The organism is Tistrella mobilis (genome assembly GCF_039634785.1).
GTDB classification, from domain to species: domain Bacteria; phylum Pseudomonadota; class Alphaproteobacteria; order Tistrellales; family Tistrellaceae; genus Tistrella; species Tistrella mobilis.
Genome location: NZ_JBBIAB010000008.1, coordinates 277,051 through 301,569, shown reverse-complemented (window position 1 = coordinate 301,569; position 24,519 = coordinate 277,051). Strand labels below are relative to the sequence as shown.

General features: G+C 68.0%; 22 protein-coding genes and 1 CRISPR repeat array. Of the genes, 14 read left to right on the top strand and 8 right to left on the bottom strand.

Going from position 1 to position 24,519, the window contains the following annotated elements:
• Nucleotides 1-108: 108 nt before the first annotated feature.
• The 6 genes from WI697_RS14395 to WI697_RS14370 all read right to left on the bottom strand — a co-directional run bounded on the left by WI697_RS14395 (nt 109) and on the right by WI697_RS14370 (nt 6,833).
• Nucleotides 109-1,071, bottom strand: coding sequence for a TAXI family TRAP transporter solute-binding subunit (locus WI697_RS14395; RefSeq protein WP_062761549.1), 963 nt, complete (start codon nt 1,069-1,071; stop codon nt 109-111).
• A gap of 53 nt (nt 1,072-1,124) precedes the next feature.
• Entirely contained in the window at nt 1,125-1,988 is an 864-nt protein-coding gene (locus WI697_RS14390; protein ID WP_345958935.1) for a BKACE family enzyme, read from the bottom strand.
• Between the two features lie 42 nt (nt 1,989-2,030).
• Nucleotides 2,031-3,017, bottom strand: a complete 987-nt coding sequence (locus WI697_RS14385; RefSeq protein WP_062761551.1) for a MurR/RpiR family transcriptional regulator — start codon at nt 3,015-3,017, stop codon at nt 2,031-2,033.
• Nucleotides 3,018-3,030: 13 nt separating this feature from the next.
• Nucleotides 3,031-4,410, bottom strand: coding sequence for an aspartate aminotransferase family protein (locus WI697_RS14380; protein WP_345958934.1), 1,380 nt, complete (start codon nt 4,408-4,410; stop codon nt 3,031-3,033).
• A 202-nt stretch (nt 4,411-4,612) separates the two neighbouring features.
• Nucleotides 4,613-5,854: a glutamate--cysteine ligase gene (gene gshA, locus WI697_RS14375; protein ID WP_062761552.1), complete on the bottom strand. Its 1,242-nt coding sequence runs from the start codon at nt 5,852-5,854 to the stop codon at nt 4,613-4,615.
• 193 nt (nt 5,855-6,047) lie between these two features.
• A complete protein-coding gene (locus WI697_RS14370) occupies nt 6,048-6,833 on the bottom strand; it encodes a 16S rRNA (uracil(1498)-N(3))-methyltransferase (RefSeq protein WP_345958933.1) in 786 nt (261 codons plus the stop codon).
• Between the two features lie 147 nt (nt 6,834-6,980).
• Between WI697_RS14370 and ubiA the strand changes: the two genes are divergently transcribed.
• A complete protein-coding gene (gene ubiA, locus WI697_RS14365) occupies nt 6,981-7,937 on the top strand; it encodes a 4-hydroxybenzoate octaprenyltransferase (protein ID WP_345958932.1) in 957 nt (318 codons plus the stop codon).
• Here ubiA and WI697_RS14360 read toward each other — a convergent pair.
• Nucleotides 7,903-8,184, bottom strand: a complete 282-nt coding sequence (locus tag WI697_RS14360) for a hypothetical protein (RefSeq protein WP_345958931.1) — start codon at nt 8,182-8,184, stop codon at nt 7,903-7,905. The genes ubiA and WI697_RS14360 overlap by 35 nt on opposite strands.
• An 85-nt stretch (nt 8,185-8,269) precedes the next feature.
• Between WI697_RS14360 and WI697_RS14355 the strand changes: the two genes are divergently transcribed.
• The 12 genes from WI697_RS14355 to WI697_RS14300 all read left to right on the top strand — a co-directional run bounded on the left by WI697_RS14355 (nt 8,270) and on the right by WI697_RS14300 (nt 21,856).
• Nucleotides 8,270-9,790, top strand: coding sequence for a UbiD family decarboxylase (locus WI697_RS14355; RefSeq protein WP_345958930.1), 1,521 nt, complete (start codon nt 8,270-8,272; stop codon nt 9,788-9,790).
• Between the two features lie 78 nt (nt 9,791-9,868).
• Nucleotides 9,869-11,632 (top strand): hypothetical protein, encoded by a 1,764-nt coding sequence (locus WI697_RS14350; RefSeq protein WP_345958929.1) that lies wholly within the window; start codon nt 9,869-9,871, stop codon nt 11,630-11,632.
• A gap of 56 nt (nt 11,633-11,688) precedes the next feature.
• Nucleotides 11,689-11,874 carry a hypothetical protein gene (locus tag WI697_RS14345; RefSeq protein ID WP_014746342.1) on the top strand — a complete coding sequence of 62 codons (186 nt, stop codon included), beginning with the start codon at nt 11,689-11,691 and terminating at the stop codon, nt 11,872-11,874.
• A gap of 116 nt (nt 11,875-11,990) precedes the next feature.
• Nucleotides 11,991-12,821 carry a metallophosphoesterase family protein gene (locus WI697_RS14340; protein WP_345958928.1) on the top strand — a complete coding sequence of 277 codons (831 nt, stop codon included), beginning with the start codon at nt 11,991-11,993 and terminating at the stop codon, nt 12,819-12,821.
• 129 nt (nt 12,822-12,950) lie between these two features.
• Nucleotides 12,951-14,300, top strand: coding sequence for a TldD/PmbA family protein (locus WI697_RS14335; protein ID WP_345958927.1), 1,350 nt, complete (start codon nt 12,951-12,953; stop codon nt 14,298-14,300).
• Between the two features lie 53 nt (nt 14,301-14,353).
• Nucleotides 14,354-15,220 carry a 3'(2'),5'-bisphosphate nucleotidase CysQ gene (locus WI697_RS14330; RefSeq protein WP_014746345.1) on the top strand — a complete coding sequence of 289 codons (867 nt, stop codon included), beginning with the start codon at nt 14,354-14,356 and terminating at the stop codon, nt 15,218-15,220.
• Nucleotides 15,221-15,287: 67 nt separating this feature from the next.
• On the top strand, nt 15,288-17,156 hold the full coding sequence (gene msbA / locus WI697_RS14325) for a lipid A export permease/ATP-binding protein MsbA (protein ID WP_345958926.1): 1,869 nt from the start codon (nt 15,288-15,290) through the stop codon (nt 17,154-17,156).
• 5 nt (nt 17,157-17,161) lie between these two features.
• Nucleotides 17,162-17,893, top strand: coding sequence for a lysophospholipid acyltransferase family protein (locus WI697_RS14320; RefSeq protein WP_345958925.1), 732 nt, complete (start codon nt 17,162-17,164; stop codon nt 17,891-17,893).
• The gene (locus WI697_RS14315; RefSeq protein ID WP_345958924.1) at nt 17,890-19,224 is read left to right on the top strand and encodes a 3-deoxy-D-manno-octulosonic acid transferase; all 1,335 of its coding nucleotides are present in this window, start codon (nt 17,890-17,892) and stop codon (nt 19,222-19,224) included. The genes WI697_RS14320 and WI697_RS14315 overlap by 4 nt, the downstream gene beginning before the upstream one ends.
• Nucleotides 19,221-20,309: a tetraacyldisaccharide 4'-kinase gene (lpxK, locus tag WI697_RS14310; RefSeq protein WP_062761560.1), complete on the top strand. Its 1,089-nt coding sequence runs from the start codon at nt 19,221-19,223 to the stop codon at nt 20,307-20,309. Before WI697_RS14315 ends, lpxK begins: the two co-directional genes overlap by 4 nt.
• Nucleotides 20,310-20,344: 35 nt before the next feature.
• Entirely contained in the window at nt 20,345-21,229 is an 885-nt protein-coding gene (locus WI697_RS14305; RefSeq protein WP_345958923.1) for a lysophospholipid acyltransferase family protein, read from the top strand.
• An 81-nt stretch (nt 21,230-21,310) separates the two neighbouring features.
• On the top strand, nt 21,311-21,856 hold the full coding sequence (locus WI697_RS14300) for a hypothetical protein (RefSeq protein WP_345958922.1): 546 nt from the start codon (nt 21,311-21,313) through the stop codon (nt 21,854-21,856).
• A gap of 50 nt (nt 21,857-21,906) precedes the next feature.
• Here WI697_RS14300 and WI697_RS14295 read toward each other — a convergent pair whose 3' ends face one another.
• Nucleotides 21,907-22,161 carry a helix-turn-helix domain-containing protein gene (locus tag WI697_RS14295; protein WP_345958921.1) on the bottom strand — a complete coding sequence of 85 codons (255 nt, stop codon included), beginning with the start codon at nt 22,159-22,161 and terminating at the stop codon, nt 21,907-21,909.
• Between the two features lie 120 nt (nt 22,162-22,281).
• Here WI697_RS14295 and WI697_RS14290 point away from each other — a divergent pair, with 120 nt between their 5' ends.
• Nucleotides 22,282-22,662 (top strand): hypothetical protein, encoded by a 381-nt coding sequence (locus WI697_RS14290; RefSeq protein ID WP_345958920.1) that lies wholly within the window; start codon nt 22,282-22,284, stop codon nt 22,660-22,662.
• A 34-nt stretch (nt 22,663-22,696) separates the two neighbouring features.
• Nucleotides 22,697-24,214: direct repeats of the CRISPR family, unit length 31 nt; unit sequence GTTTCAATCCACGCACCCGCAAGGGTGCGAC.
• Nucleotides 24,215-24,519: the final 305 nt, after the last annotated feature.

Sequence of the window (24,519 nt, the reverse complement as noted above, 5' to 3'; positions counted from 1 at the left end):
CATTCGCCGCAGGCGCGGCTCGGAATGCGCATGAAACCTCGTGAACCAGATCTGAAAAGACGATGCCGCCGCCCGGTTCCCCAACCGGGCGGCGGCATCACGGCCGGATTACATCCAGCCCTTCTCCTTGTAGTACTTCTCGGCGCCCGGATGCAGCGGAGCGGTCAGACCCTCCAGCATCTGCTTGGGCTCCAGGTCGCGGAAGGCGGCGTTCGACGCCTTGAAGGCATCGAAGTTCTCGAAGAAGGTCTTCACGAAGGTGTAGACCGTGTCTTCCGAGACGTCGGAGCTGGTGATCATCGTCGCCTTGACCGCATAGGTCTCGGTCGGATGATCGACGCCGCGATAGGTGTTGGCCGGGATGCTGGTCATCACGTAATACGGCCGCTCGCCGACGAACTTCTTGATCGCGTCGGAGTTGACGTTGATCAGGTCGATCTCGGTCGAGTTCGCCGGATCCTCGATCGCCGCCGACGGGTTGCCGACGGTGTAGAAGAAGGCGTCGATCTTGCTGTCGACCAGGGCGCGCGAGGCCTCACCCTGCTGCAGGCCCTGGGCGTTCAGATCCGCGTCCGGATTGATGCCGTAAAGGTCCAGCACGTCCATGGCATTGCCGCGCTGGCCCGAGCCCGGATTGCCGATGTTGACGGTCTTGCCCTTCAGATCCTCGACCGACTTGATGCCGGTCTCCTTGCGGGTGACCAGCAGCACGGTCTCAGGATGGACCGAGAACACGCTGCGCAGGTTCTCGACCTTCTTGCCGTCCCAGTCGGCCGCGCCGCTCCAGGCATTGTAGTTGGCGTCGGACTGCGCGACGCCGAAGTCGAGCAGGCCGCGGCTGACGGCATTGACGTTGAACACCGACCCCAGCGCCGGACGGCCGACGCAGTTCAGCTTGTCGGCCGCCTGCTTGTTGATGATGGCACAGGCCTGCAGCGCCACCTGATAGTAGACGCCGGTGACCGCACCGCCGCCGATCAGAATGTCGGTGGCCGCCGCGGCCGGAACCGTGGCGCCCGCCAGACCCGCGGCGAAGACGGTGGCCGCAAGGGCCGTTTTGCGAACGAACATCGCTCTCCCTTTCCCCTCGTTACTCGGTCGTTGGAAGTTTCCGGGGCCCGGCCTCAGCCGATCCCGAACAGGGCACGCGCCGTCGCCGCATCGGCGACGGGCCGCCCCAGCGCCGCCGCCACCCCGGCCGCCTGGCCGATCAGTGCGGCGTTGTCCGGGGCGGGGGCCCCGTCGCGCAAGGTCATGTTGTTCTCGAAGCCGAGCCGCGCATGGCCGCCCAGCGACAGCGCCGCACCGGTCGCCGCCAGTTCCGCGGGCCCGAAGGCGCAGACCATCCAGGGGTCCTCGAACCCCGTCTCGGCACGGGCGGCCAGAAAGCCGACCAGATCCCCCGGCCGGCCGCCACCCGGGGCATAGCGCCCCAGCACATACAGCACCGGCGCCGCACCGCCATCCAGCCCGCCGGCCACCTGCAGGATGCCCCGGTCGCGCAGGCGGGCCAGACGCTCCACCTCGTGCGCATCATAGAGGATCCACTGCCAGCGGCCACCCGCCGCGGCCAGATCGTCCAGCAGCCGGTAGAGATCGGTCTCGGCCGCACGCCCGGCCCCCTCGGGCAGGAATTCCTTCAGCCCCAGCGAACAGAAGCCGGGTTTCAGCGCCCGCATCGCGGCAATCTGCGCCGGCGCGTCGTAGACGCCCGCCGCCTCGCTGGTCACCTGGATCAGCAACCGGTCGCCGGTGGCGTCTTCCACCGCGGCGATGGCCGCACGGTAGAGATCGGCGTCCAGGCTGTGCCGGCCATCGGCATCGCGGACATGCAGATGGATCATCGACGCCCCTGCTGCCACGGCATCGGCGGCGGCCTGCGCCAGCTCGGCCGGCGTCAGCGGCAGGGCGGCATGATCGGCCTTGCCGCGGCGCGCACCATTGGGTGCCACCGCCAGAACCGCTGGCATGTCATAAGCCGTCGTCATCAACGCTGCCTCTTGCTGGGGGCGGACAAGATGCTCCGCCGATCATCCATCATCGACCCCGCCTTGTCTGCCCGTGATCGCACCGGGCTTCGAAGTTGAGCGATCTTTTCGCGATCCGCGGGGTGCGATGGAACGTCGTTGCGCCGGACCGTCGAGCAATGTGCGAAATCCGTCGAGATGGGCTTCGGCGCGGGCCACACGGTCGTCGGCGGGCGCGCCGATGCCCACCGCCACCAGCCCGACCAGGGCCTGGGCAAGGGCCAGCCCGCCGGTCAGGGAGCGGAAGATGCCGGGCCCGTCATGGGCCAGCAGCAGGACATGATCGGCATAGGCGGCGACCGGGCCGTCGCGGTCGTCGGTCAGCACCACCACAGTCGCCCCGGCGCCGGCGGCAAAGACCACCGCATCGCGGGTCGCCCGGGCATAGCGGGTGATGGTCGCCGCGATCAGCACGTCGCCCGGCCCCAGATCCCGCAGCCGGTCGGGCAAGAGCCCTGCCGCATCGCCGGCAAGCGTGACGCCGGGCCGGACCAGATCGAGTGCATAGGCCAGGAAGAAGCCGAGAGTGTGGCATTTGCGCTGGCCGATCACCACCACCCGGCGGGCGGCCACGATCGCCCCGGCGGCTGCCGCCAGCGCCGGGGCCGCATCGGCCCCGAGGCTCTGGTCCAGATTGGCCCGGTCGGCCGCCAGAAAGTCGGCGACCAGCCCGGCAGGGCCGTCACCGGCCCCCAGACGCTGCAGCCGGCGCGAGCGGTCGGCATAGCGGCCGTCGCCGCCACCGGCCAGCCGGTCGCGGAACAGCGCCCCCAGTTCGGTGAAGCCGGCATAGCCCAGCTTTTCGGCCAGGCGCACGAAGGTGGCGGGCGTCACCCCCGCTTCGTCGGCAAGGCGGCGCATCGACACCAGGGGCACGCGGTCGGGGTGGTCGAGCAGATGGCGCGCCGCGCGGCGCAGCTGCGGGCTGAGACCGTCCATGCCGGCCTCGATCCGCTGCAGCACCTCGTCCGCGCCCGCCGCTCCGCTCATCTGCCCCTCTGGTTCAGGCGGCCGCAAGGCCAGTGGCGGCCAGGGCGGCATCGATCGCCGCCCCCAGCCGGTCGACGGCGAGCGCCAGCTCCTCTTCCGTCGCGATGAAGGGCGGCGCCAGCAGCACATGATCGCCCGAGAGCCCGTCGACGGTGCCGCCGCCCGGATAGCAGATCAGCCCGCGGGCGAAGGCCTCTTCCTTGATCTTTTTCCACAGCCCCGCGCCGGCCGGGAACGGCGCCCTGCTCTCGCGATCGGCGACCAGTTCGATGCCGCGGAAAAAGCCGCGGCCGCGGATGTCGCCGACATGGGGGCGGTCGCCCAGCCCCTCGCGCAGCAGCCGCTCGAAAACCGGGCCCATCTCGCGGACCCGGGCCACCAGCCCGTCGTCGCGGATCGCCTCCTGCACCGCCAGCGCCGCGGCGCAGGCGACCGGGTGGCCCATATAGGTATGGCCGGTGGTCAGACCCAGCCGGCCGGTTTCGATCACCCGGGCGATCTCGTCCGACACCAGCACCGCGCCGATCGGCTGGTAGCCGGCCCCCAGCCCCTTGGCCATGACGATGATGTCGGGGGCGATGCCGTCGGCCTCGCAGGCGAAGGTATGACCGGTACGCCCCATGCCGCACATCACCTCGTCGAGGATCAGCAGCACACCATGGCGGGTGCAGATCTCGCGGATCGCCTTGAAATAGCCCTCGACCGCCGGAACGGCACCAAGCGTCGCGCCGACCACCGGCTCGGCCAGGAAGGCGAGCACGGTCTCGGGCCCCTGGATCAGCAGCTCACGCTCGAATTCCGCCGCCAGCCGGGCGCCGTATTCGGTGTCGCTCTCTCCGGGCAGGCGATAGCGATAGGCATGGCAGGGGGCGACATGGACCACATCGCCCATCACCCAGGGCAGAAAGGGCCGGCGCCGGCCGACATTGCCGGTGGCGGACAGGGCCCCCAGCGTGTTGCCGTGATAGCTCTGCCGGCGGGCGATCACCCGGGTGCGGGCCGGATCGCCCCGCTCCACCGCATGCTGCCGGGCGATCTTGAGCGCACTCTCGATCGCCTCGGACCCGCCCGAGACGAAACAGACCTTGCCGAAGCCCTCAGGTGCCGCCTCGGACAGCAGATCGGCCAGACGCTCCATGGGTTCGTTGGTGAAGAAGCCGGTATGGGCGAAGGCGACCCGGTCCAGCTGGGCCAGGATCGCGGCCCGGACCCGCGGATCGCCATGACCCAGGCACGAGACGGCGGCCCCGCCCGAGGCATCCAGATAGCGGCGGCCGTCCTGGTCGATCAGCCAGCAGCCCTCGCCGCCCACGGCGACGGCAGGCTCGGCGGCGGAAGCCCGGTGAAGCACGCGGGACTGGGCGCGGTTGCGGCGCAGCGGGATCTCGGACATGGCGTCTCATCCGGATGATGCGGGGGGTCCGGATGATGCTAGGCCGCTGAAATCGTGGATGCAACGTCCGTTTTACTGAAACATTCGCGTTGCATATGTTTCATCATCGGCAGAAACGCAACACGGGAGGCCGTCGGGCCTCCCGTGTTCTGTCGTCCCATGTCTTCTGTCGTCCCATGCCTCCGACTGCCGTCGGGGCGGGTCAGATGACCTGCTCGCGCGCCGCGGCCAGGGCCGCCAGGCTGCCCAGCACGCCGAAGACCCGGAAGGGACAGGGCGCGTCGCCGCCATTGCCCGCAGGCTCGATCCGCGGTTCGACCTCGTCGCACATCTGGGTGAAATAGGCGCCCATGGCGTTCAGGCTGTCATACTCGCCCCGGCCCTTGTTGACCCGGTAGAACCCGCCGACCGCCCGGCCGTCGACCAGATAGATCACCGGCTCGGCGCTTTCGCCCTCGATCAGGTCGACCGTCGGCACGCCCTCCTGAACGATGACCTCGGTGTTGAGGGCACCTTCCTTGATGACGTTCATCTTGTGGCGGGTCTTCTTGTTCATCTCCAGGATGTCCTCGCCCGACCGCGCGGTCATGACACCCATGCCATAGGTGCCGCTGTCGGCCTTCACGAAGACATAGGGGTCGCTTTCGATGCCGTATTGCCGGTACTTCTCGCGGGTCAGATGCAGCACCTTGTCGACGCCGCGGGCGACGCAGCCGAGGCCGGCCTTTTCGCGGAAATTGATCTGGCCGCACTGGTGCCACAGCGCCTGGACCAGCCAGGGATCGATGTCGAATTCTTCGGCGAAGGCGTCGGCGACCTGGGCATAGGCCGAGAAATGGCCGCTCTTGCGCCGGCGATACCAGCCGAGCGACAGCGGCGGGATCACCGGCTGTTCCAGATCGACCAGGATCGAGGGCGCGCCCGCGGTCATGTCGTTGTTCATCAGCACCACATCGGGCACGAAACCGTCGGCGGTGCCGATCCGGCCGTCCTCGCGGCGCAGCGGCTCGACCCGGATATCGGCACCGGTCGCCGTCTCCAGCACCATCGCCTCGTCCAGGTCGTACATCAGGCTGCCGAGACGGACCTCCCAGCCGGCCTGTTCGATGATCCCGGCCAGCACCCGCACGTTTTCAAGGTAGTGCAGATTGCGGGTGTGGTTCTCGGGCACGATCAGCAGCCGCCGGCCATCGGGCGCCACCCGCGCCAGATGGGTCTTGAACCGTTCGGCGGCCCGGCCGCGGGCGGCACGGGAGATATTGTTGAACCCGGCCGAGAACAGGTTGGTGTCGACCGGGGCGATCTTGACGCCCGAATGGCGCAGATCGACCGAGGCATAGGGAAGTGCCGGGGTCTCGGCGAACCGGGCGTCGAACCAGGCGGTGACCTTGTCGGCCTGGGACGCGAGGATGTCGTCGAGAAGCGGCAGAATGAGCGTCTGCATGGGACGGGCGGCCTCCGGGTGTCGGATCCGGCAGACGGGCGTCTGTCGGCGGGAAGAGCGCCCGCCACCCTGATCGTGATGACCGGCCGGCGGGGCATGCGGCCCGGCAGGGCCGGACCGGACGGCACCGCCTTCGGCGGCACCGGGGGCGCCGCATGCAGGGCGCCCCTGAAACGGGTCTTCTGGCCGGGCGTCAGCCCGGCAGGGAAGTCGGCGGCCCGGGTCGGTGGCGGGCGCCACCGCCATCCGGCGCCAGGGCCTGCAGGACGGCAAGCCCCGCGATGACCGCGGTTTCCGCCCTGAGCACGCGCGGCCCCAGGCCGATCGCGGTCAGATGGGGCCGGGCACGAAGCCGGTCAAGCTCGGCCGGATCGAAGCCGCCCTCGGGCCCCGTCAGCAGCCCGGCCGGACCATCGCCCAGCATGGCCGCGACGGCCGCGGCCGGACGCCCGGCGCCGGTCTCGTCGCCGAAGACGACCGGCAGGTCGTCCAGACGGTCCAGCACGGTATCCAGCGGTTCCGGGGCATGGATAGAAGGCACGGTCAGCCGTTCGCACTGCTCGGCCGCTTCGCGCGCGATGGCGGCAAGCCGGTCCATGCGCAGCCGGTCGACCACGGTGCGCCGGGTAACCGCAAAGCGGATCGCGGTGACGCCAAGCTCGGTCGCCTTTTCGACCGCAAACTCCACCGGGCCGCGCTTGACCGGGGCCATCACCAGTTCCAGCCGCCGTTCGGGCGCTGGCAGGCGGTGTTGCGCCACCAGACGCGCGGCCGCGCCGCGCTTGCCCACCGCCACCAGCTCCGCCGCCCATTCGCCGTCCCGGCCGTTGAACAGGGCAAGGGCCGCCCCGGTCTCGCGCCGCATCACCGCCCGAAGATAATGGGCCTGATCCTCGTCGAGCAGCAGCTCGGCCCCCGGGGTCATGGGCCCGGTCAGACGGTCGGGATCGAGGTAGAGGCGGGGCGCATCGGCGGCCATGGGATCTCCGTATCGGCTCTTCTCCCCAAGAGCTATAGCGCCCCTGACCACGGGTTTGAAGCCCAAGCCGATGCATTGCCGCGCTTGGCAACCCTGCGCCCAACGGATAAACCGGCATGAGGAGCCAGAGCCCGAGGAGCCAGCGCCATGGCCGAACCGGCCGCGAAGTCCAGGACCGGTCATACCGACATCCACGCCGACAAGGGGCTGATGCGCCTGCTGCCCGAGGGGCTGAAGCCCTATGCGCTGCTGGCGCGCTGGGACCGGCCGATCGGCTGGTGGCTGCTGCTGCTGCCCGGCTGGTGGGCGATTGCGCTGGCAGCACCCCAGGGCGGCCTGCCCGACCTGCTGCTGATGGCGGCCTTTCTGGTCGGCGCCGTGGCCATGCGCGGTTTCGGCTGCACGATCAACGATCTGGCCGACCGTCATTACGATGCGAAGGTGGAACGCACCCGCAGCCGCCCGATCCCGAGCGGCCGGGTGACGCCGCTGCAGGCGCTGCTCTTCCTGGTGCCGCAGGGGCTGGTGGGCCTGGCGGTGCTGGTGATGCTGCCGGTGCCGGCGATCGTCATCGGCCTCGCCTCGCTGGCGCTGATCGTGCCCTACCCGTTCATGAAGCGGATCACCTACTGGCCGCAGGCCTGGCTGGGCCTCACCTTCAACTGGGCGGCCCTGGTCGGCTGGGCGGCGGCCAGCGGGGCCGGGGATCTGGCGGCCATGACGCCGGGGCTGCTGCTCTATGCAGGCGGCATCTTCTGGACGCTCGGCTACGACACGATCTATGCCCATCAGGACCGCGAGGACGACCTGCTGGTCGGGGTGAAATCCACCGCCCTCGCCCTGGGCCGGCGCACGAAGCCGGCGGTGGCGGTGTTCTATCTGATCTTCTGGGGCTTCACGGTCGCGGCCGGGCTCCAGGCCGGTTTCGGCGCCGGCTGGGTGCTGGCCATGGCCTTCACCGGCTCTCACCTCTTCTGGCAGATCCGCAGGCTGGACATCGACGATCCGGCGCTGTGCCTGAAACTGTTCAAGTCCAACCGCGACATGGGGCTGATCCTGCTCGCCACCATCATCCTGGCCCGCCAGGTCCCCCTCGGCGGATGAGCCGGGCGAGCGGCCGGGCCAGAAGCAGGGCGAGGGCCAGGATCCAGGCGCCGGCCGGCATGTCGACCGCGGGCGGCAGGAACGGGCGCAGGATCAGGATGACCAGAACGGCACCCGCCACCTTGACCAGCTGGCGGTCGATCAGGTCGAACCGCGCCCAGATGCCCCGCAGCCATCCTTTGAAGCCGGCCGGGGCGTCGGGACTTGTCTCGGGATCCTTCGCCGCCATCATCTGCTCCATGACCATCTGAACATCGCCTCTGCACTTGACCGCGGCCCCCGGGACGGGTCAAGTCCGCACACGCCCGAAAGCCGAAGCGAGGCCGCCGCCGATGCCCTATGACAGCCTGCGCGACTTCATGGCCCGTCTGGAGGCCACCGGCCGTCTGGTCCGGGTTCACGAGCCGGTCTCCACCGTGCTCGAGATGACCGAGATCCAGACCCGGCTGCTGGCCGAAGGCGGCCCGGCGGTGCTGTTCGAAAAGCCGGTGATGCCGGATGGCAGCCTGTCGACCATGCCGGTGCTGGTCAATCTGTTCGGTACGGTGGAACGGGTCGCCTGGGGCATGGACCGGGAACCGCCGCAGCTGCGCGGCGTGGGCGAGACGCTGGCCTTCCTGCGCCAGCCCGAACCGCCGGGCGGCTGGCGCGAGGCGCTGGACATGCTGCCGCTGATGAAGACGGTGATGGCGATGCGGCCGAAGACGGTCTCGCGCGCGCCGGTGCAGGAGGTGGTCCTGCGCGGCGACGAGATCGACCTCACCCGACTGCCGGTCCAGACCTGCTGGCCGGGGGAGCCGGCACCGCTGATCACCTGGCCGCTGGTGGTGACCCGCGGCCCCGGGGGCGAAAAGACCGACGGCTACAATCTCGGCATCTACCGCATGCAGGTGCTGGGGCGGGATCGCACGCTGATGCGCTGGCTGCGCCATCGCGGCGGCGCCCAGCATCATCGCCGCTGGGGGCTGAACAAGCGCGAGCCGCTGCCGGCTGCGGCGGTGATCGGCGCCGATCCGGGCACGATCCTGGCCGCCGTGACGCCCGTCCCCGACACGCTGTCGGAATACCAGTTCGCCGGCCTGCTGCGCGGCCGCAAGGTGGAGCTGGTCGATGCGGTCAGCCAGCCGCTGAAGGTGCCGGCCACGGCCGAAATCGTGCTGGAAGGCGAGGTCAGCCTCGACGATTACGGCGACGAGGGGCCCTATGGCGACCACACCGGCTATTACAACAATGTCGAGCCCTTCCCGGTCTTCCGGGTGACGGCGGTGACCATGCGCCGCCAGCCGATCTATCTCTCCACCTTCACCGGCCGGCCGCCGGACGAGCCCTCGGTGCTGGGCGAGGCGCTGAACGAGGTGTTCATCCCGCTGATCCGCCAGCAATTCCCGGAAATCGTCGACTTCTGGCTGCCGCCCGAGGGCTGTTCCTACCGCATCGCCGTGGTGTCGATGCGCAAGGCCTATCCGGGCCATGCCAAGCGGGTGATGATGGGGGTGTGGTCGTATCTGCGCCAGTTCATGTACACCAAATGGGTGATCGTCGTGGATGACGACATCAATGCGCGCGACTGGAAGGACGTGATGTGGGCGATGTCGACCCGCATGGACCCGGCGCGCGACATCACCGTCATCGAGAACACCCCCATCGACTATCTGGACTTCGCAAGCCCCGAATCCGGCCTCGGCTCCAAGATCGGCCTGGATGCCACCAACAAATGGCCGCCCGAGACGAAGCGCGAATGGGGCAAGGAGCTGCGCATGGACCAGGCGGTCATCGACCGGATCGACCAGATCTGGCCGAAGCTGGGGCTGCCGGGATCGGGGCAGGCGATCTGGAAGCCGGTGAAGGACTGAAGCACGAACGCCGCGGTTGATGAACCCCCGGCCCCGTGTCATCGTACCTTCCTGGAAACCGGGGTCCAGGGAGCCTGCATGACGACGATCGGGGCCGTGATCAGAAACATGATGCCCTCGGGAACAAATCCGGGTGGCGACGATCCGGATTGGTCGACCTGCCCGGAATGGCCTCCGGATCTGTTTGGCGTCACTGCAACACTGATCGAGCGTACGGGCCTCTACTCACATGCCTGGCTTTACGCTCATCAATCGACGCATGCCTCGATGGCCTCGTCTGAAAAAAGTTCCATCCGAGCCGCCGGACGCGGCTGGCGCGACAAAGGCGTGCCGGACTCGTACACCAAGCGATTGTGGCACGAGGTCACAGGCAGCGCAGATCACGTCGATCTCCAGGCTCTGGCCCACACGGCGCCTTCCCATCCCCTTGCCCGCAAGCTGATCACGTTGATGTGCATCGCAGATGAAGCGGCAGAAGGGATGGGATTTGTTCCAAAGACCCACGCGCCTGCCAACGGGCCGTCCCCGGACAGAATATCCCCGTTCACGCGGGCAGTGCTCGGTGCAACCATTGCGGCGGAACCCGCCTACACGACGCGGGATGCGGCGGCTGCATCTGCGGTTATGCCGAAACTACCGCATTTCCCGCAGAGCCTGACGCTTGCCGTCACGCCGCTGGAGGCCGTCGTCTTCCCGAAAAGCCGGCTTCCCGATGTCGGCTGCACGTTACGGTCGATGTCGCACAATCTGGCTTTGCTGCCGCCCCGGAGCATGGTGGAAGCCAACTGGCTTATCTCAGGCCTCGCGACTGATCCGGAACATCACGGACCACTCGGCATCCTGTTGATACCGTGGCCCGCACGCGTGAATGGCAGCCTGTTCAAGGCCGAGCGTAGAGACGCGGAAGAACCCGGATACTTCACCGTCGATGTCGCAGGCTATGATGATGCCCTCTCCGGGCCAACCAACGTCTCAAAACTGGCCGTTATGATCGCCGGCCTGATCCAGGCAGGCGAGAAGGAACTGGGCGAGATTCATGCCGTCTTTCTTCCGGAATGCGCCCTGCCGACCGAGATCGCAGAGGACTTGGCGAAAGAGGTCGCACGACGCCATCCGCGGCTGCAGCTCTTCATCTCCGGCGCCATCGGCAAGCCCGCCAACTCCGAGGCAATGCCACGCAATCTCGCCTTCACCGCGTCGACGGCAGACGGCGCCGTCCAACGCAGCTGGACGCAGAGCAAGCACCATCGCTGGAAGCTCAACGGTGATCAGATCCGGCGCTACCATATGGGGCACGTTCTCGACCCCACGCATGAATGGTGGGAATACATCGACGTGAGTGGCAGGACCTGCCATTTCAGCGTGATCGACAATGACCTGTCCCTGGCGGTTCTCATCTGTGAAGATCTCGCCCGCTTCGACCCTGTCCTGCCGGTGATCAACGCCATCGGCCCCAGTCTCGTCGTGGCGCTGCTGATGGACGGACCGCAACTCGAGAAACGTTGGCCGGGCCGATATGCCACCGTCCTTGCCGAGGATCCGGGCTCGTCGGTCCTGACCTTCACGTCCACGGCCCTGATCGACCGGCAGCACCAAGCCGGCACGCCGAAGATCCGCACGATCGCACTCTGGAAACAACCTGGTGGCCTGGCACAGGAACTGGCGATCGGCCCGGACGATCAGGCTCTCGCCTTGTGCCTTGTCCGCGAGCATCGTCAACAGATATCCATCGATGGGCGGTCCAAGAACAGCTTCTTTCTGTCACTGGCAGGCGTCCGGGCCGTCAAGCCTCCCGATCCGGCGGTGTTGCCACGCAGGAAGTCATTGAATAAACCGACATAGCATCCTAACTTGACGTCTACTCCCGGTGATCACCCGCCAAAATCAGGCGCTGACAGATGAACAAGCGAATTTATCAGATCAACGATACCCGGGCAGAACCCTCCCTTGTCGCGGATCTGCGCAGGATCTTTGAAGCCCTGCCGCCAAGTGAGACGGATGAAGCGGTCTCACGGCGGTTGCGCGCCATGACGCAGCGCGTCCTGGCTGACGAGGAAGCGCGGCGCCAGAGGCTGGCCGGCTGAGCCGGTCGGAAGCGCACACCCGCCCTTCGTACACGACGACTGCCCGACCGTCGCGAAGCTGCCACGCATCCATGCTAGTGTCTTCCGTCCCGTCCATGGCCACGGATGACCTTCGCATGCTGCGCATCCTCCAGATCACCGACACCCATATCAGCCCCACCAAGCCGCATTTCGCGTCGAACTGGGCGCCGGTCGCGGCGCTGGCGCGGGCGATTGCACCGGACCTGGTGGTCCACACCGGTGACGTGACCGTCGACGGCGCCGATATGGTGGAGGATCTGGCCCATTGCCGCTGGCTGATGGACGGGCTGGAACTGCCCTGGGCGGCCGTGCCCGGCAATCACGATGTCGGCAGCGAGAACCCCGACCATGTCCAGGCGGTGAACGATCTCCGCATCTCGCGCTGGGAAGCCTATTTCGGCCCGGACCGCTGGCTGCGCGATGCCGGGCCGTGGCGGCTGATCGGGCTGAACGCCATGCTGATGGGATCGGGCCACCCGCGTGAGGCGGAGCAGGCGGACTGGGCCGGCGACGTGCTGGCCGAGGCCGAGGCCACCGGCCGCCCCGTGGCGCTGTTCCTGCACAAGCCGCTGTTCCTGAACGACCCCGACGAAGACGACCGCGGCTATTGGAGCGTGCCTGGCCGCGCACGCGGCCGCTATGTGGAGGCGATCCGCCGGGGCACGGTGAAGCTGGTCGCCTCGGGCCATCTCCACACCGCCCGGATCTTCCGTCGCGACGGCACGGTCTTCGCCTTCGGCGCCTCCTCGGGCTTCATCGTCGACAAGCTCGCCCCGGCCGATATTCCGGGCGAAAAGCGGCTGGGGGCGACGCTGCACCTGCTGGACGAGGACGGCACGGTCGAGTCGCGCCTGTTGAGCCCCGAGGGGCTCGACACCTATGTGATCGACGATGTGGCGCACGAGGTCTATCCGCCGCGCAGCTGACCGGCCGACCATTCCATGTGCCGTGGCGCTGGTGTTCCGCGCCGCTTCGTCCCATATCTAGGCCTCGGGCCTGCGCACCCCGTCGGGCGATGCACCCCAAGGCCCGGGACGATGCCGCACGAGGACCAGATGACCGATACCGGACTTGGAAACGCTCTCGACCTGCTCGAAGACCTGATTGCGCGCGCGAAGCGTGCCGGTGCCGACCAGGCCGATGCGCTGATGGTCGAGAGCCGCGCGCTGTCGGTGCAGCGCCGGCTGGGCAAGATCGAGGAACTGACCCGGTCGGATGGCGGCGATCTGGGGCTCAGGGTCCTGGTCGGGCGCCGTCAGGCGATCGTCTCGACCGCGGACCTCAGGCCCGGCAGCCTGGACGCGCTGGCCGAGCGCGCGGTCGCCATGGCCAATGTCGTGCCCGAGGACCGCTTTGCGGGCCTGGCCGAGCCGGGCGAGATCGCGCGCGAGATTCCGGCGCTGGAGATCTACGACCCGACCGAATTCAGCGCCGAGGATCTGCTCGCCTGGGCCGAGACCTGCGAAGAGGCGGCCCGCGGGGTCGAGGGCGTGACCAATTCCGAGGGCGCCGGCGCGTCCCAGTCCCACAGCATGATCGCGCTCGCCGCCTCCAACGGCTTCCGCGGCGCCTATCGCACCAGCCGCTTCACGGTGGGTGCCAGCGTGATCGCGGGCGAGGGGCTGAACATGGTCCGCGGCCATGAATACACCTCGAAGCGCTTCGTGGCCGACATGGACGATCTGGCGACGATCGGCCGGATCGCAGGCGAGCGGACGGTGGCGCGGCTGAACCCGCGCCGGCCGAAGACCGCGCGGGTGCCGGTGGTGTTCGACCGGCGGGTGTCGCGCATGCTGGTCGCGGCCATCGCGTCGGCCGTCAACGGGGCGGCGGTCACCCGCGGCACCAGCTTCCTGAAGGACCGGATGGGCGAGCGCATCGCCTGCGACGCTTTCACCATCATCGACGACCCGTTCCGCGAGCGCGCCCCCGCCTCGCATCCTTTCGACGGCGAGGGCATCGCCGGCGCGCCGCTGACCGTGGTCGAAGGCGGGGTGCTGAAATCCTGGCTGCTGGACTGCCGCTCCGCCCGTCAGCTGGGGCTGAAGAGCACCGGCCATGCCGCCCGCGGCGCCGGATCGGCCCCCAGCCCGGCCTCGAGCAATCTTTACCTGGCGCCGGGCGCGCTCAGCCGCGACGAGCTGATTGCGAAGATCGGCACCGGCCTGCTGGTCGATGAAACAATGGGCTCGGGTGTGAACGTCGTCACCGGCGATTTCAGCCAGGGTGTGGCAGGCTTCTGGATCGAGAACGGCGAAATTGCCTATCCGGTGAACGAGATCACGGTTGCAGGGCGCATCCAGGACATGCTGATGTCGGTGGAACCCGCCTCCGATCTTGAATTCCGCAGCGGCACCGATGCGCCGACGCTCGCCGTCGGCGGCCTGACCGTCGCCGGCGCCTGATCTGCGAGACGACCAGCCGACCCCATATCCACGACCGGGAGTGCCCGCCACCGATGACCCCGCCCCTGTTCGCCCTGCCCGACGGCGCCCTGCCGGCCGACCTCGTCGACGACCGCCTGCTGCTGGAGCGGGCGTTGCGGACGGGCGGGCGGATCGCCATGAACGCCTTCGGCAAGGCACCGGTGACCTGGGACAAGGGCGGCGACAATCCGGTGACCGAGGTCGACATCGCCATCGACACGGTGCTGCGCGACCATCTGCTCCATGCCAGGCCCGGCTATGGCTGGCTGTCGGAGGAAAGCGTCGCCCATCTCTCGGAACGCGCCCGGCCGCGGATCTGGGTGGTGGATCCGATCGACGGCACCCGGGCCTTCGTGGACGGGCGGCCGGAATTCACCATCTCGGTCGCCCTGGTCGAGGCCGGACGCCCGGTGATCGCCCAGGTCTTCAACCCGGCGACGGGCGAGTTTTTCGAGGCGGTGGCCGGCCATGGCTGCCGGCTGAACGGCATCCCCTGCCGGGTGGGCGAGGGGGCCGATCCGCTGGCCGCCCGGCTGCTGGTCTCGCGCCGGGAACTTCATGAACGCCGCTGGGGTTCGGGTCTGGACGGCAGCGCGGTCATCGCGCTCGGCTCCATCGCCTACAAGCTGGCGCTGGTCGCCGCCGGCCGCTTCGATGCCGCGGTGTCGCTGCGCCCCAAGGCCGATTGGGATCTCGCCGCCGCCGATCTGATCGTCGCCGAGGCGGGCGGGCGGATGACCGATGCCGAGGGCCGCGACCTGCTCTATGCCAGGCCCGACACCACTGAACATCCCTCGCTGATCGCCGCAAACCCGGCGCTGCATGCCGCCCTGATCGGCCGGCTTGCGGTCGATGCGGCTGGAAGCCCGGCGCCGGCTGGCGTACAACCGCAGCCATGACCCGCGCCGGCCGGATGCCGACCGCATCCGCCGGCCGCCGCCTCTTCACGGGATCCATCCCCGCCCCATGTCGCGCCGCAAGCCGAAGTCTCCCCGCCCCGCAGGTGCCGCCGGCACCCGGGCCCTGATCACCCGCCTCGCCCGCGAGCATCTGCGCCCCTATTGGCGGCGGATCGCGCTTGCGATCGGGGCGATGATCGTGACCGCGGCCGCAACCGCCGCCAATGCCTGGCTGATGCAGCCGGTGCTGGACGACGTGTTCCTGAAGCGCGACGAGACCATGCTGCTGCTGGTGCCCGCCGCCGTGCTCGCCATCGCCGCCGCCAATGGTTTTGCGACCTATGCCGAGCGGGTGCTGATGGAACGGCTGGGCACCCGGGTGGTGGCCGATCTGCAGCACCGGATGTATCAGCGGCTGATGGCCGCCGATCTCGCCTTCTTCCACCGCACCGGATCGGGGCGGCTGATCGCGCGCTTCACCTATGACGTGCAGCTGGTGCGCAAATCCGCCGCCGCCGCGATCACCAGCCTGGCCAAGGAAAGCCTGACCGTCATCTTCCTGGTGGGGCTGATGTTCTGGCAGGACTGGCTGCTGGCGATCATCGCCTTCGTGGTCTTCCCGGTCGCGATCCTGCCGATCGCGAAGCTGGGCCGGCGGATGCGCAAGGTGTCGGACCGCGCCCAGGACCAGATCGGCCGGCTGACCGGCATTCTGGAAGAGACCTTCCTGGGCGCCCGCCACGTCAAGGCCTATGGCATGGAGGGCTATGAAACCCGGCGGATGGGCGTGACGGTCGAGGAAATCTACCGCCTGACCGGCAAGGCCGAACGCATCCGTGCCGCCTCTTCACCGATCATGGAGGCGCTGGGCGGCGTGGCGGTCGGCCTCGTCATCTTCTATGGCGGATCACAGGTGGTCGCGGGCGAGACCACGCCCGGGGCCTTCTTCTCGTTCGTGACCGCCCTGCTGATGGCCTATCGCCCGGCCAAGACCCTCGCCAATCTGAACGCCAATCTCCAGGAAGGCCTGGCCGCCGCCCATCGGGTGTTCGAACTGGTCGACCTGCCGGCGACGATCACCGACCGGCCGGATGCAAAGCCCCTGCCCCAGCTCATCGGCGGGCCGGTCAAGGGCGAGATCCGGTTCGAGGATGCGCGCTTCGGCTATGGTGCCGACGGCGCGCCGGCGCTCGACGGGCTGGATCTGGTGGTGCCGGCGGGCAAGCGGGTGGCGCTGGTCGGCGCCTCGGGCGCCGGCAAGTCGACCGTGATCAACCTGATCCCGCGCTTCTACGACCTCGACGGCGGCCGGCTGACCATCGACGGGGCCGATGTCCGCGCAGTGACCATGGCGTCGCTGCGCGCCGCGATCGCGCTGGTCTCTCAGGAGGTGACGCTGTTCAACGACAGCGTCGCGGCCAACATCGCTTATGGCCGGCCCGATGCCACGCGCGACGACATCGAGGCCGCCGCGCGCGATGCGGCGGCACATGATTTCATCATGGCCCTGCCCAAGGGCTATGACACGCCGGTGGGTGAGCATGGCTCCAGCCTGTCGGGGGGGCAGCGCCAGCGGATCTCCATCGCCCGCGCCATGCTCAAGAACGCGCCGATCCTGCTGCTCGACGAGGCGACCTCGGCGCTCGACACCGAAAGCGAGCGGGCGGTGCAGGATGCGCTCACCCGGTTGATGGCCGGGCGCACGGTGGTGGTGGTGGCCCACCGGCTGTCGACCGTGGTCGATGCCGACCTGATCTGCGTGATGGATCGCGGCCGGGTGATCGAACAGGGCAGCCATGGCGAACTGATCGCGCAGGGCGGGGCCTATGCCCGGCTGCATGCGCTGCAGTTCGCCGACCAGTCCGAGACGCCGGTCGGCCATATCGATGTCGAGGATGCGGCCGGGGCAGCCGCGCCGGCCGTGCGGAAGGGCTGAGGCCGATGGCGGGGCTGGTCAAGCGCTGGCTGAAGAGCGACCGGGCGCGCCGCCTCGCCTGCCGGATCGCCGCCGCCTATATCCGCCTGGTCCATGCCACCGGCCGCTGGCAGGTCAGCGGCGATGCCGCCCCCCGCGCCCATTGGGACGAGGGCCGGCCCTTCATCCTGGCCTTCTGGCACGGGCGGCTGCTGATGATGCCCCATGTCTGGCGGGCGGGCGTGCCGATGAACATGCTGATCAGCCAGCATCGCGACGGCCGGCTGATCGCCGATACCATCGCCCATTTCGGCCTGGGCTCGGTCGCCGGCTCGTCGTCGAAAGGCGGAGCGGCGGCGGTGCGCCAGATCGTGAAGGCGATCCGCGCCGGCGAATATGCCGGCGTCACCCCCGATGGGCCCCGCGGACCGCGCCAGCGGGCAAGCGGCGGCATCGCGGCGATTGCCCGGCTTTCAGGGGTGCCGGTCATCCCGGCCACCTTCGGCATGCGTCGGCGGCGACTGCTGGGCAGCTGGGACCGGTTCCTGGTGCCGATGCCGTTCAGCCGCGGGGTGTTCATCTGGGGCGAGCCGATCCATGTGCCCCGCGATGCCGATGCCGCGACGCTGGACCGCTACCGGATCCGGATCGAGGACGAGCTGAACCGCATCACCGCCGAGGCGGACCGCGCCACCGGCCATGCGCCGCTGGAGCTGCCGCCGCCGCTGGATGCCGAACAGGCGGCGGCGGATCGATGAGCGGGGCGGGATCGATCAGTACGGCAGGTCTGGCTCTCGGCCTCTATCGCGGCCTCGCCCGGCTAGGCACGCCGCTGGTGAAGCGCCATCTGGAGCGCCGCCGGGCGGCGGGGCGCGAGCACGACACCCGCTGGCCGGAACGTCTGGGGCGCCCCGGCCTTGCCCGCCCGGCCGGGCGGCTGGTCTGGCTGCATGGCGCGAGTGTCGGCGAAAGCCTGTCGCTGCTGCCGCTGATCGCGCGGCTGAAGGCGATGGCGCCCGCGACCACGGTGCTGGTCACCACCGGCACCGTCACCTCGGCCCGGTTGATGGAAAGCCGGCTGACGGACGCCGGGGGGGGCGTCGGCGCCCTGCATCAGTTCGCCCCGGTCGACCTGCCCGTGGCGGTCGACGGCTTCCTGGATCACTGGCGCCCGGATGCCGCGGTCTTCGTCGAAAGCGAGATCTGGCCCAATCTGATCGACGGGCTGGACCGGCGGCGCATTCCGCGCGCCCTGGTCAATGCCCGGATGTCGGCGACCTCTGCCCGGCGCTGGGCGAAGCTGCCCGGCCTCGCCGCCCGGCTGATCGGCGGCTTCCGGCCGCTGCTCGCCCAGGATGACGACAGCGCCGCCCGGTTTTCGGCCGTGCTCGACCGGCCGGTGCCGGCCCCGGGCAACCTTAAGGATGCGGCCGAGCCGCTGCCCGCGGATCCGGCGGCAGTCGCAGCGTTCAAGGCCGCGATCGGCGCGCGGCCGGTCTGGCTCGCCGCCAGCACCCATCCGGGCGAAGAGACGCAGATCCTGGTGGCCGACCGGGCGATGCGCGCGACCCGCCCCGAGCTGCTGACCGTGATCGTCCCCCGCCACCCCGAACGCGGCCCGGCCATCGCCGACGAGATCCGTGCGGCGGGGCTTCGGGTGGCGCGGCGGGCCGCAGGCGAACCGCCTGGCGGGCAGACGCAGGTCTACCTTGCCGACACGCTCGGCGAACTGGGTCTTTTTTTTCGCGCAATCCCCCTCACCTTTATCGGAGGCTCGCTTGTCCCGGTCGGCGGGCATAATCTGCTCGAACCCGCGCGCCTCGGCGCCGCCGTGACGACCGGGCCGCATCTCGGCAATTTCGAGAGCCTGGCCGCCCGCTTCCGGGCAGCCGGGGCCGTGGAGATCGTCGAGGATGCCGCCGCGCTCGCCCGGACGGCCGGGCGGCTGCTCGACGATCCGGCGGCGTGCGAGAGACTGGCCCGGGCCGGCGCCCGGGTAGCCGAAGAGGGACGTGCCGCGGTGGAGGCCATCGCGGCCGCGCTGGAACCGCTTCTGGGGGCGGATGAGGCATCGGGAGATCCGTCGTGAAGGCACCGGAATTCTGGGGACGTCAGGCGAAACCGGTGGAGCGCCCGCTGCTCTGGGCGCTGGCACCGCTGTCGCTCGTCTTCCGGGCGGCGGGCGCGCTGCGCCGGCTGCTGGCCCGGCCGGCCCGTGCCGGCGTGCCGGTGCTCTGTGTCGGCAATCTGACCGCCGGCGGCGCCGGCAAGACCCCGACCGCACTTGCCATCGCCGCCCGGCTGCGTGAACGCGGCCGCAGGCCCCATGTGGTGCTGCGCGGCTATGGCGGCAGTGTGAAGGGCCCCGTGCTGGTCGACCCCATCGCCCATCGCGCCGAGCAGGTGGGCGACGAGGCGCTGCTGATCGCCCGCCGCCTGCCGACCTGGGTTGCCCGCGACCGGGCGGCGGGCGCACGCGCCGCGGCCGCGGCCGGGGCCGATGTCGTGATCCTGGATGACGGCTTCCAGAACCCGTCGATCGAGAAAGACCTGTCGCTGATCGTGGTGGACGGCGGCTATGGTTTCGGTAATGGCCGGGTGATCCCGGCCGGGCCGATGCGCGAACCGCTGGCCCGGGGCCTGGCCCGCGCCGACGGCGTGGTGGTGGTGGGCGAGGACACGATCGACGTCGCCGCGGCCCTGCCCTTCGAACGCCCGGTGCTGCGCGCCGTGACCGTGCCGGGCCCTGAAACCCGGCGGCTGCGCAACCGCAAGGTCGTGGCCTTCGCCGGCATCGGCCGGCCCGAGAAATTCTTCGACACGCTGCGCACCATCGGCTGCCGCATCGCCGGCAGCTGGTCCTTCCCCGACCATCACCCCTATGATCCGGACGAGATCGCCCGGCTGGTGGAGGTGGCCCATCGCATGGATGCGGTGCTGGTGACGACCGAGAAGGATCTGGTCCGCCTGCCGCCCGAGGCGCGCGACCTGGTCGACCACCTGACCATCAGCCTGGAATGGCTGGATGCCGACCCGCTGGACCGGCTGCTGGACCGCATCGACCCGCGCCGGCCGGAACCCGCCACGCCGGCCGGGCTGTCGCGGCTGATCGACGGCCGGGCCGGGCATGAGGACGGCACCGGACACGAGGACGGCACCGGGCGCCGCAGATGACTTCCGACACCCCTTCCGTCCCCGAAACGCCGCCGATGACCTTCCGTCGGCGGCTGGAGAGCCTGTCAGGCCGCCTGGCCTTCGGCCTCGCCCGGCTGCTCGGCCTGGAACGCGCCTCGGCCTTCGGCGGCTGGCTGGCGCGCAGCATCGGCCCGCGGATCAAGGTCAGCCGGATCGCCCGCCGCAACCTCGCCCGTGCCTTTCCCGAGCTCGGCCCCGACGAGATCGAGCGCATCCTCCGCGCCATGTGGGACAATCTCGGCCGCACCGCCTTCGAGATCGCCCATCTCGACCGTTTCGACTGCACCGGCGGCGACCCCGCCCGGGTGGAGGTGATCGGCCACGAACACGCGCTGGCCGCCCGCGACGACGGCCGGCCGGGCATCTTCGTCTCGGGCCATTACGGCAATTGGGAACTGGCCTCGCTTGCCGCCACCCAGTCGGGCATCGCCCTCACCCAGGTCTATCGCCAGGCCAACGACACCGAAATCGAAAAGCTGATCCAGCATTCCCGCCGCCGCGCCGGCGGCGCCACCGATTTCCTGCCCAAGGGCGCCAAAGCCGCCCGCGAGATCATGAAACGCCTGAAGGCCGGCGGTCATCTGGCGATGCTGATCGACCAGAAACTCAACACCGGCACGCCGCTGCCCTTCTTCGGCCGCGACGCGATGACCACCACGGCCCATGGCGAATTCGCGGTGCGCTTCAACGCCCCCCTGATCACCGCCCATGTCGAACGCCTGGGCGGCCCCCGCTTCCGCATCACCATCGACCCGCCGATCGACCCGACCCCGGAACCCGGCGAAACCCCGGACCAGGCCGCGGAACGCCTGACACGGCTGGTCAATGCCCGCCTGGAAGGCTGGATCCGCGAACGGCCGGATCTGTGGTTCTGGGTGCATAAGCGGTGGCCGGATTGAAGGGGGAGGCACCTGCCCCTCTGCCCGGAATCCGTCAGTCCTCAAGCATTGCCCTGATATCCTTCATGAGAAGTAACATCCGTGGATTGTTACCCAGAGCATCTTGCTCCTGACTTTGATGAATGGGGATGCGTAGCAACTCCATTTGATGTCTGGTGGGCACGCGCACGGAATTTCTTCAAGAACGTCCCGGAAGAAGTGGCTCAATATTGGATACACGAACATTGGGGCCACTCACCTTTTAACCATCTAAAATCATGGGAGTACTCCTACGAGAGGACAGCATGGCCGCTCGATACACTATCTTCGATCAGGTCCCGAGAGTCCGGATATAACGAGAGCAACGAGGCATGTCGATTGCAAGGTGAATTCGTTCTTAAAAATAAATCCAACAAAACCGCGCAGTTCATGCTCGAGCATGGCCACCCTCCCGTTGCGTTAATCGTATTGGATAATCGGGATGGGCATTTAATTGATCCAAATTTCGATTCTATCTATCCAAAGGAATTCCTTCTTATCGAAGGGCATACTCGTTTTAACATCAGTATCGCCCTCCATTTCCGGAAACGGCTGCTCTCTTTGCCGGTTTGGCTTATGTACCGCGATCCAAAATATCGCCTGAGTTGACGATTTCGAAAGAAGCCTAAAAGAATTTATTTAATTTAGATGATATATGATTATTTCTTTTTTCTTCCCTTCGGAAGCTCACTCACATCAAATTCCTCTGGGATTTCAAGGAAGGCTTGGACATCACATCCCAACGCCCCCGCCAACCGATCGAGCACCGCTACAGTAGGGTTCTCAAGGTTGCGCTCCAACCTGCTCACATAACTGCGATCAACACCTGCATCCACCGCCAGAGCCTCTTGCGAGAGGCCCCGGAGGACGCGCAGGCGGCGGAGGTTTCGGGCGACGCGTTCGAGCGGATGCATGCCCGAGGCTAGTGGTCTTGAGGATCATAAAACCACGGACTATAGTCCTCAAATTAGCGTGAGCCGCTGCTTTCCCCGGGGTGGAGCAGGGTGAAGTGAGGTTTTTTGGAGTGCAGGGAGATGACCGTGGCGGAAGAAAGACCTGAACCGGAGACGGAGGCCGCGCGGCCGGCCGGCCCCTGCCCCGTCTCTACCCTCGCCACCGATTGGGCAATCCTGGACGACCAGATCGCCGGCGGCTGGGTCGATGTGACCGCGGAGCCGGGGTTGGCGCTGGCGCTGGATGCGCTGCGCAATGCCGTGATGGCGCGGGCAGTCGGGGTGACGGCGGGGTCGGTGTCAGGGGCCGCGTTTCAGGCCTGGCTGGTGGGGCTGCATGTCTCGATCGCCGACGATCCGGAGCTGGATGAAGACGCCCGGGCCCGGCATCTGCGCCTCGCGGCCGAGGGCGCGCGGCATCTGCTGCGGTATCTGACCACGCTTCGGCTGGCGGCCGATTGAGGCGGCCACAACGGCGGCTGGGAAACAGGCGACGGTTTCAATCCACGCACCCGCAAGGGTGCGACCCACGCTGCGTAGTTGCTCGGCTCCTTGTTCCCGTTTCAATCCGCGCACCCGCAAGGGTGCGACCGAGGGGGAAATCGTCCGTGCCTACGGGTGCAGGGTTTCAATCCACGCACCCGCAAGGGTGCGACTTGAGGACTACAACAACCGCCCGCACTCCTCGCTGTTTCAATCCACGCACCCGCAAGGGTGCGACGTGGGCGCGAGAGATCAGCTGCTGGATAGCATCGGGTTTCAATCCACGCACCCGCAAGGGTGCGACCGGGCCGCGATGTATTTCGGAGGGCAGGCCGGATGTTTCAATCCACGCACCCGCAAGGGTGCGACCTTAGCGGCGCCTTCTTGTGCGGCTGCAGCAATGACGTTTCAATCCACGCACCCGCAAGGGTGCGACTTACGCGGTTCGACAACGCGTTAATTAGCTTGGTTTCAATCCACGCACCCGCAAGGGTGCGACTGTATCCGGACAAGGATGGCGAGCCGGTCACGTGTTTCAATCCACGCACCCGCAAGGGTGCGACCTTAATTCGCCATGGCATGACCTATCTCCAGCACAGTTTCAATCCACGCACCCGCAAGGGTGCGACCTACGGCAATGCAATTATCCCGCGACTCGCGGCGGTTTCAATCCACGCACCCGCAAGGGTGCGACCTACGGCAATGCAATTATCCCGCGACTCGCGGCGGTTTCAATCCACGCACCCGCAAGGGTGCGACGCAAGAGGCTCAGCGGCAAGACGGATCTGCTGGTTTCAATCCACGCACCCGCAAGGGTGCGACGGTTATGCGGGCATCGCCGCTGCGGGGACGTAGGGTTTCAATCCACGCACCCGCAAGGGTGCGACGCTGGGCGCCCAACTCGACCAGCAGCGACCGCAGGTTTCAATCCACGCACCCGCAAGGGTGCGACGGTGGCGCAGTTCTACGGGCGCGACCGGGTCACTGTTTCAATCCACGCACCCGCAAGGGTGCGACCTTCGGCGTATCGATCGTGGCGAAATTGATCCCGTTTCAATCCACGCACCCGCAAGGGTGCGACGTTTAAAGCTTTTGACGATGGAGCTAAGTTTCTGGTTTCAATCCACGCACCCGCAAGGGTGCGACGCCGGCTGTGACCGCCTTGCTGGATCCCGTGTCGTTTCAATCCACGCACCCGCAAGGGTGCGACGACGAGATCAGGGCCGACCCGGGTGACGTCCGCGTTTCAATCCACGCACCCGCAAGGGTGCGACCGAAAACAATCGACGCGGCGAAAATCTTGCTGGTGTTTCAATCCACGCACCCGCAAGGGTGCGACCGCGAGGGCATAAGCCAGCCATGCCATTATGCGTTTCAATCCACGCACCCGCAAGGGTGCGACGGTACGGCACTGTTTATTATCATCAGCGCCTACTGTTTCAATCCACGCACCCGCAAGGGTGCGACTCACCCCGTCAGTCGGCGACCCGACCGCAGCTTGTTTCAATCCACGCACCCGCAAGGGTGCGACCCACCCCCTCTTAATAGCCTGAATCGGGGACCGGAAAAAGGCGGTCCGCGCGAACCTCTGTTTGGGGATATTCTATCGTATGAACTATTCACGCATGTGGAATTTAATGCCGTGAAAGATCAGGAGAATTTTTCCCGCGAACCTCCCGGGTTTTTTACGGGAGCTTGGGGTTCGCGGGTGAGGCGGGGTGGCTATCGGGGCTGTGGCAGCCGGAAAGACAGGGGCCGGCTTTTATTGTGCAGGGCGTTGTCCGACAGGCCGATGGCCGGGCTCGTGTTTGCGTAAAGGATACGGGATATGCGGGC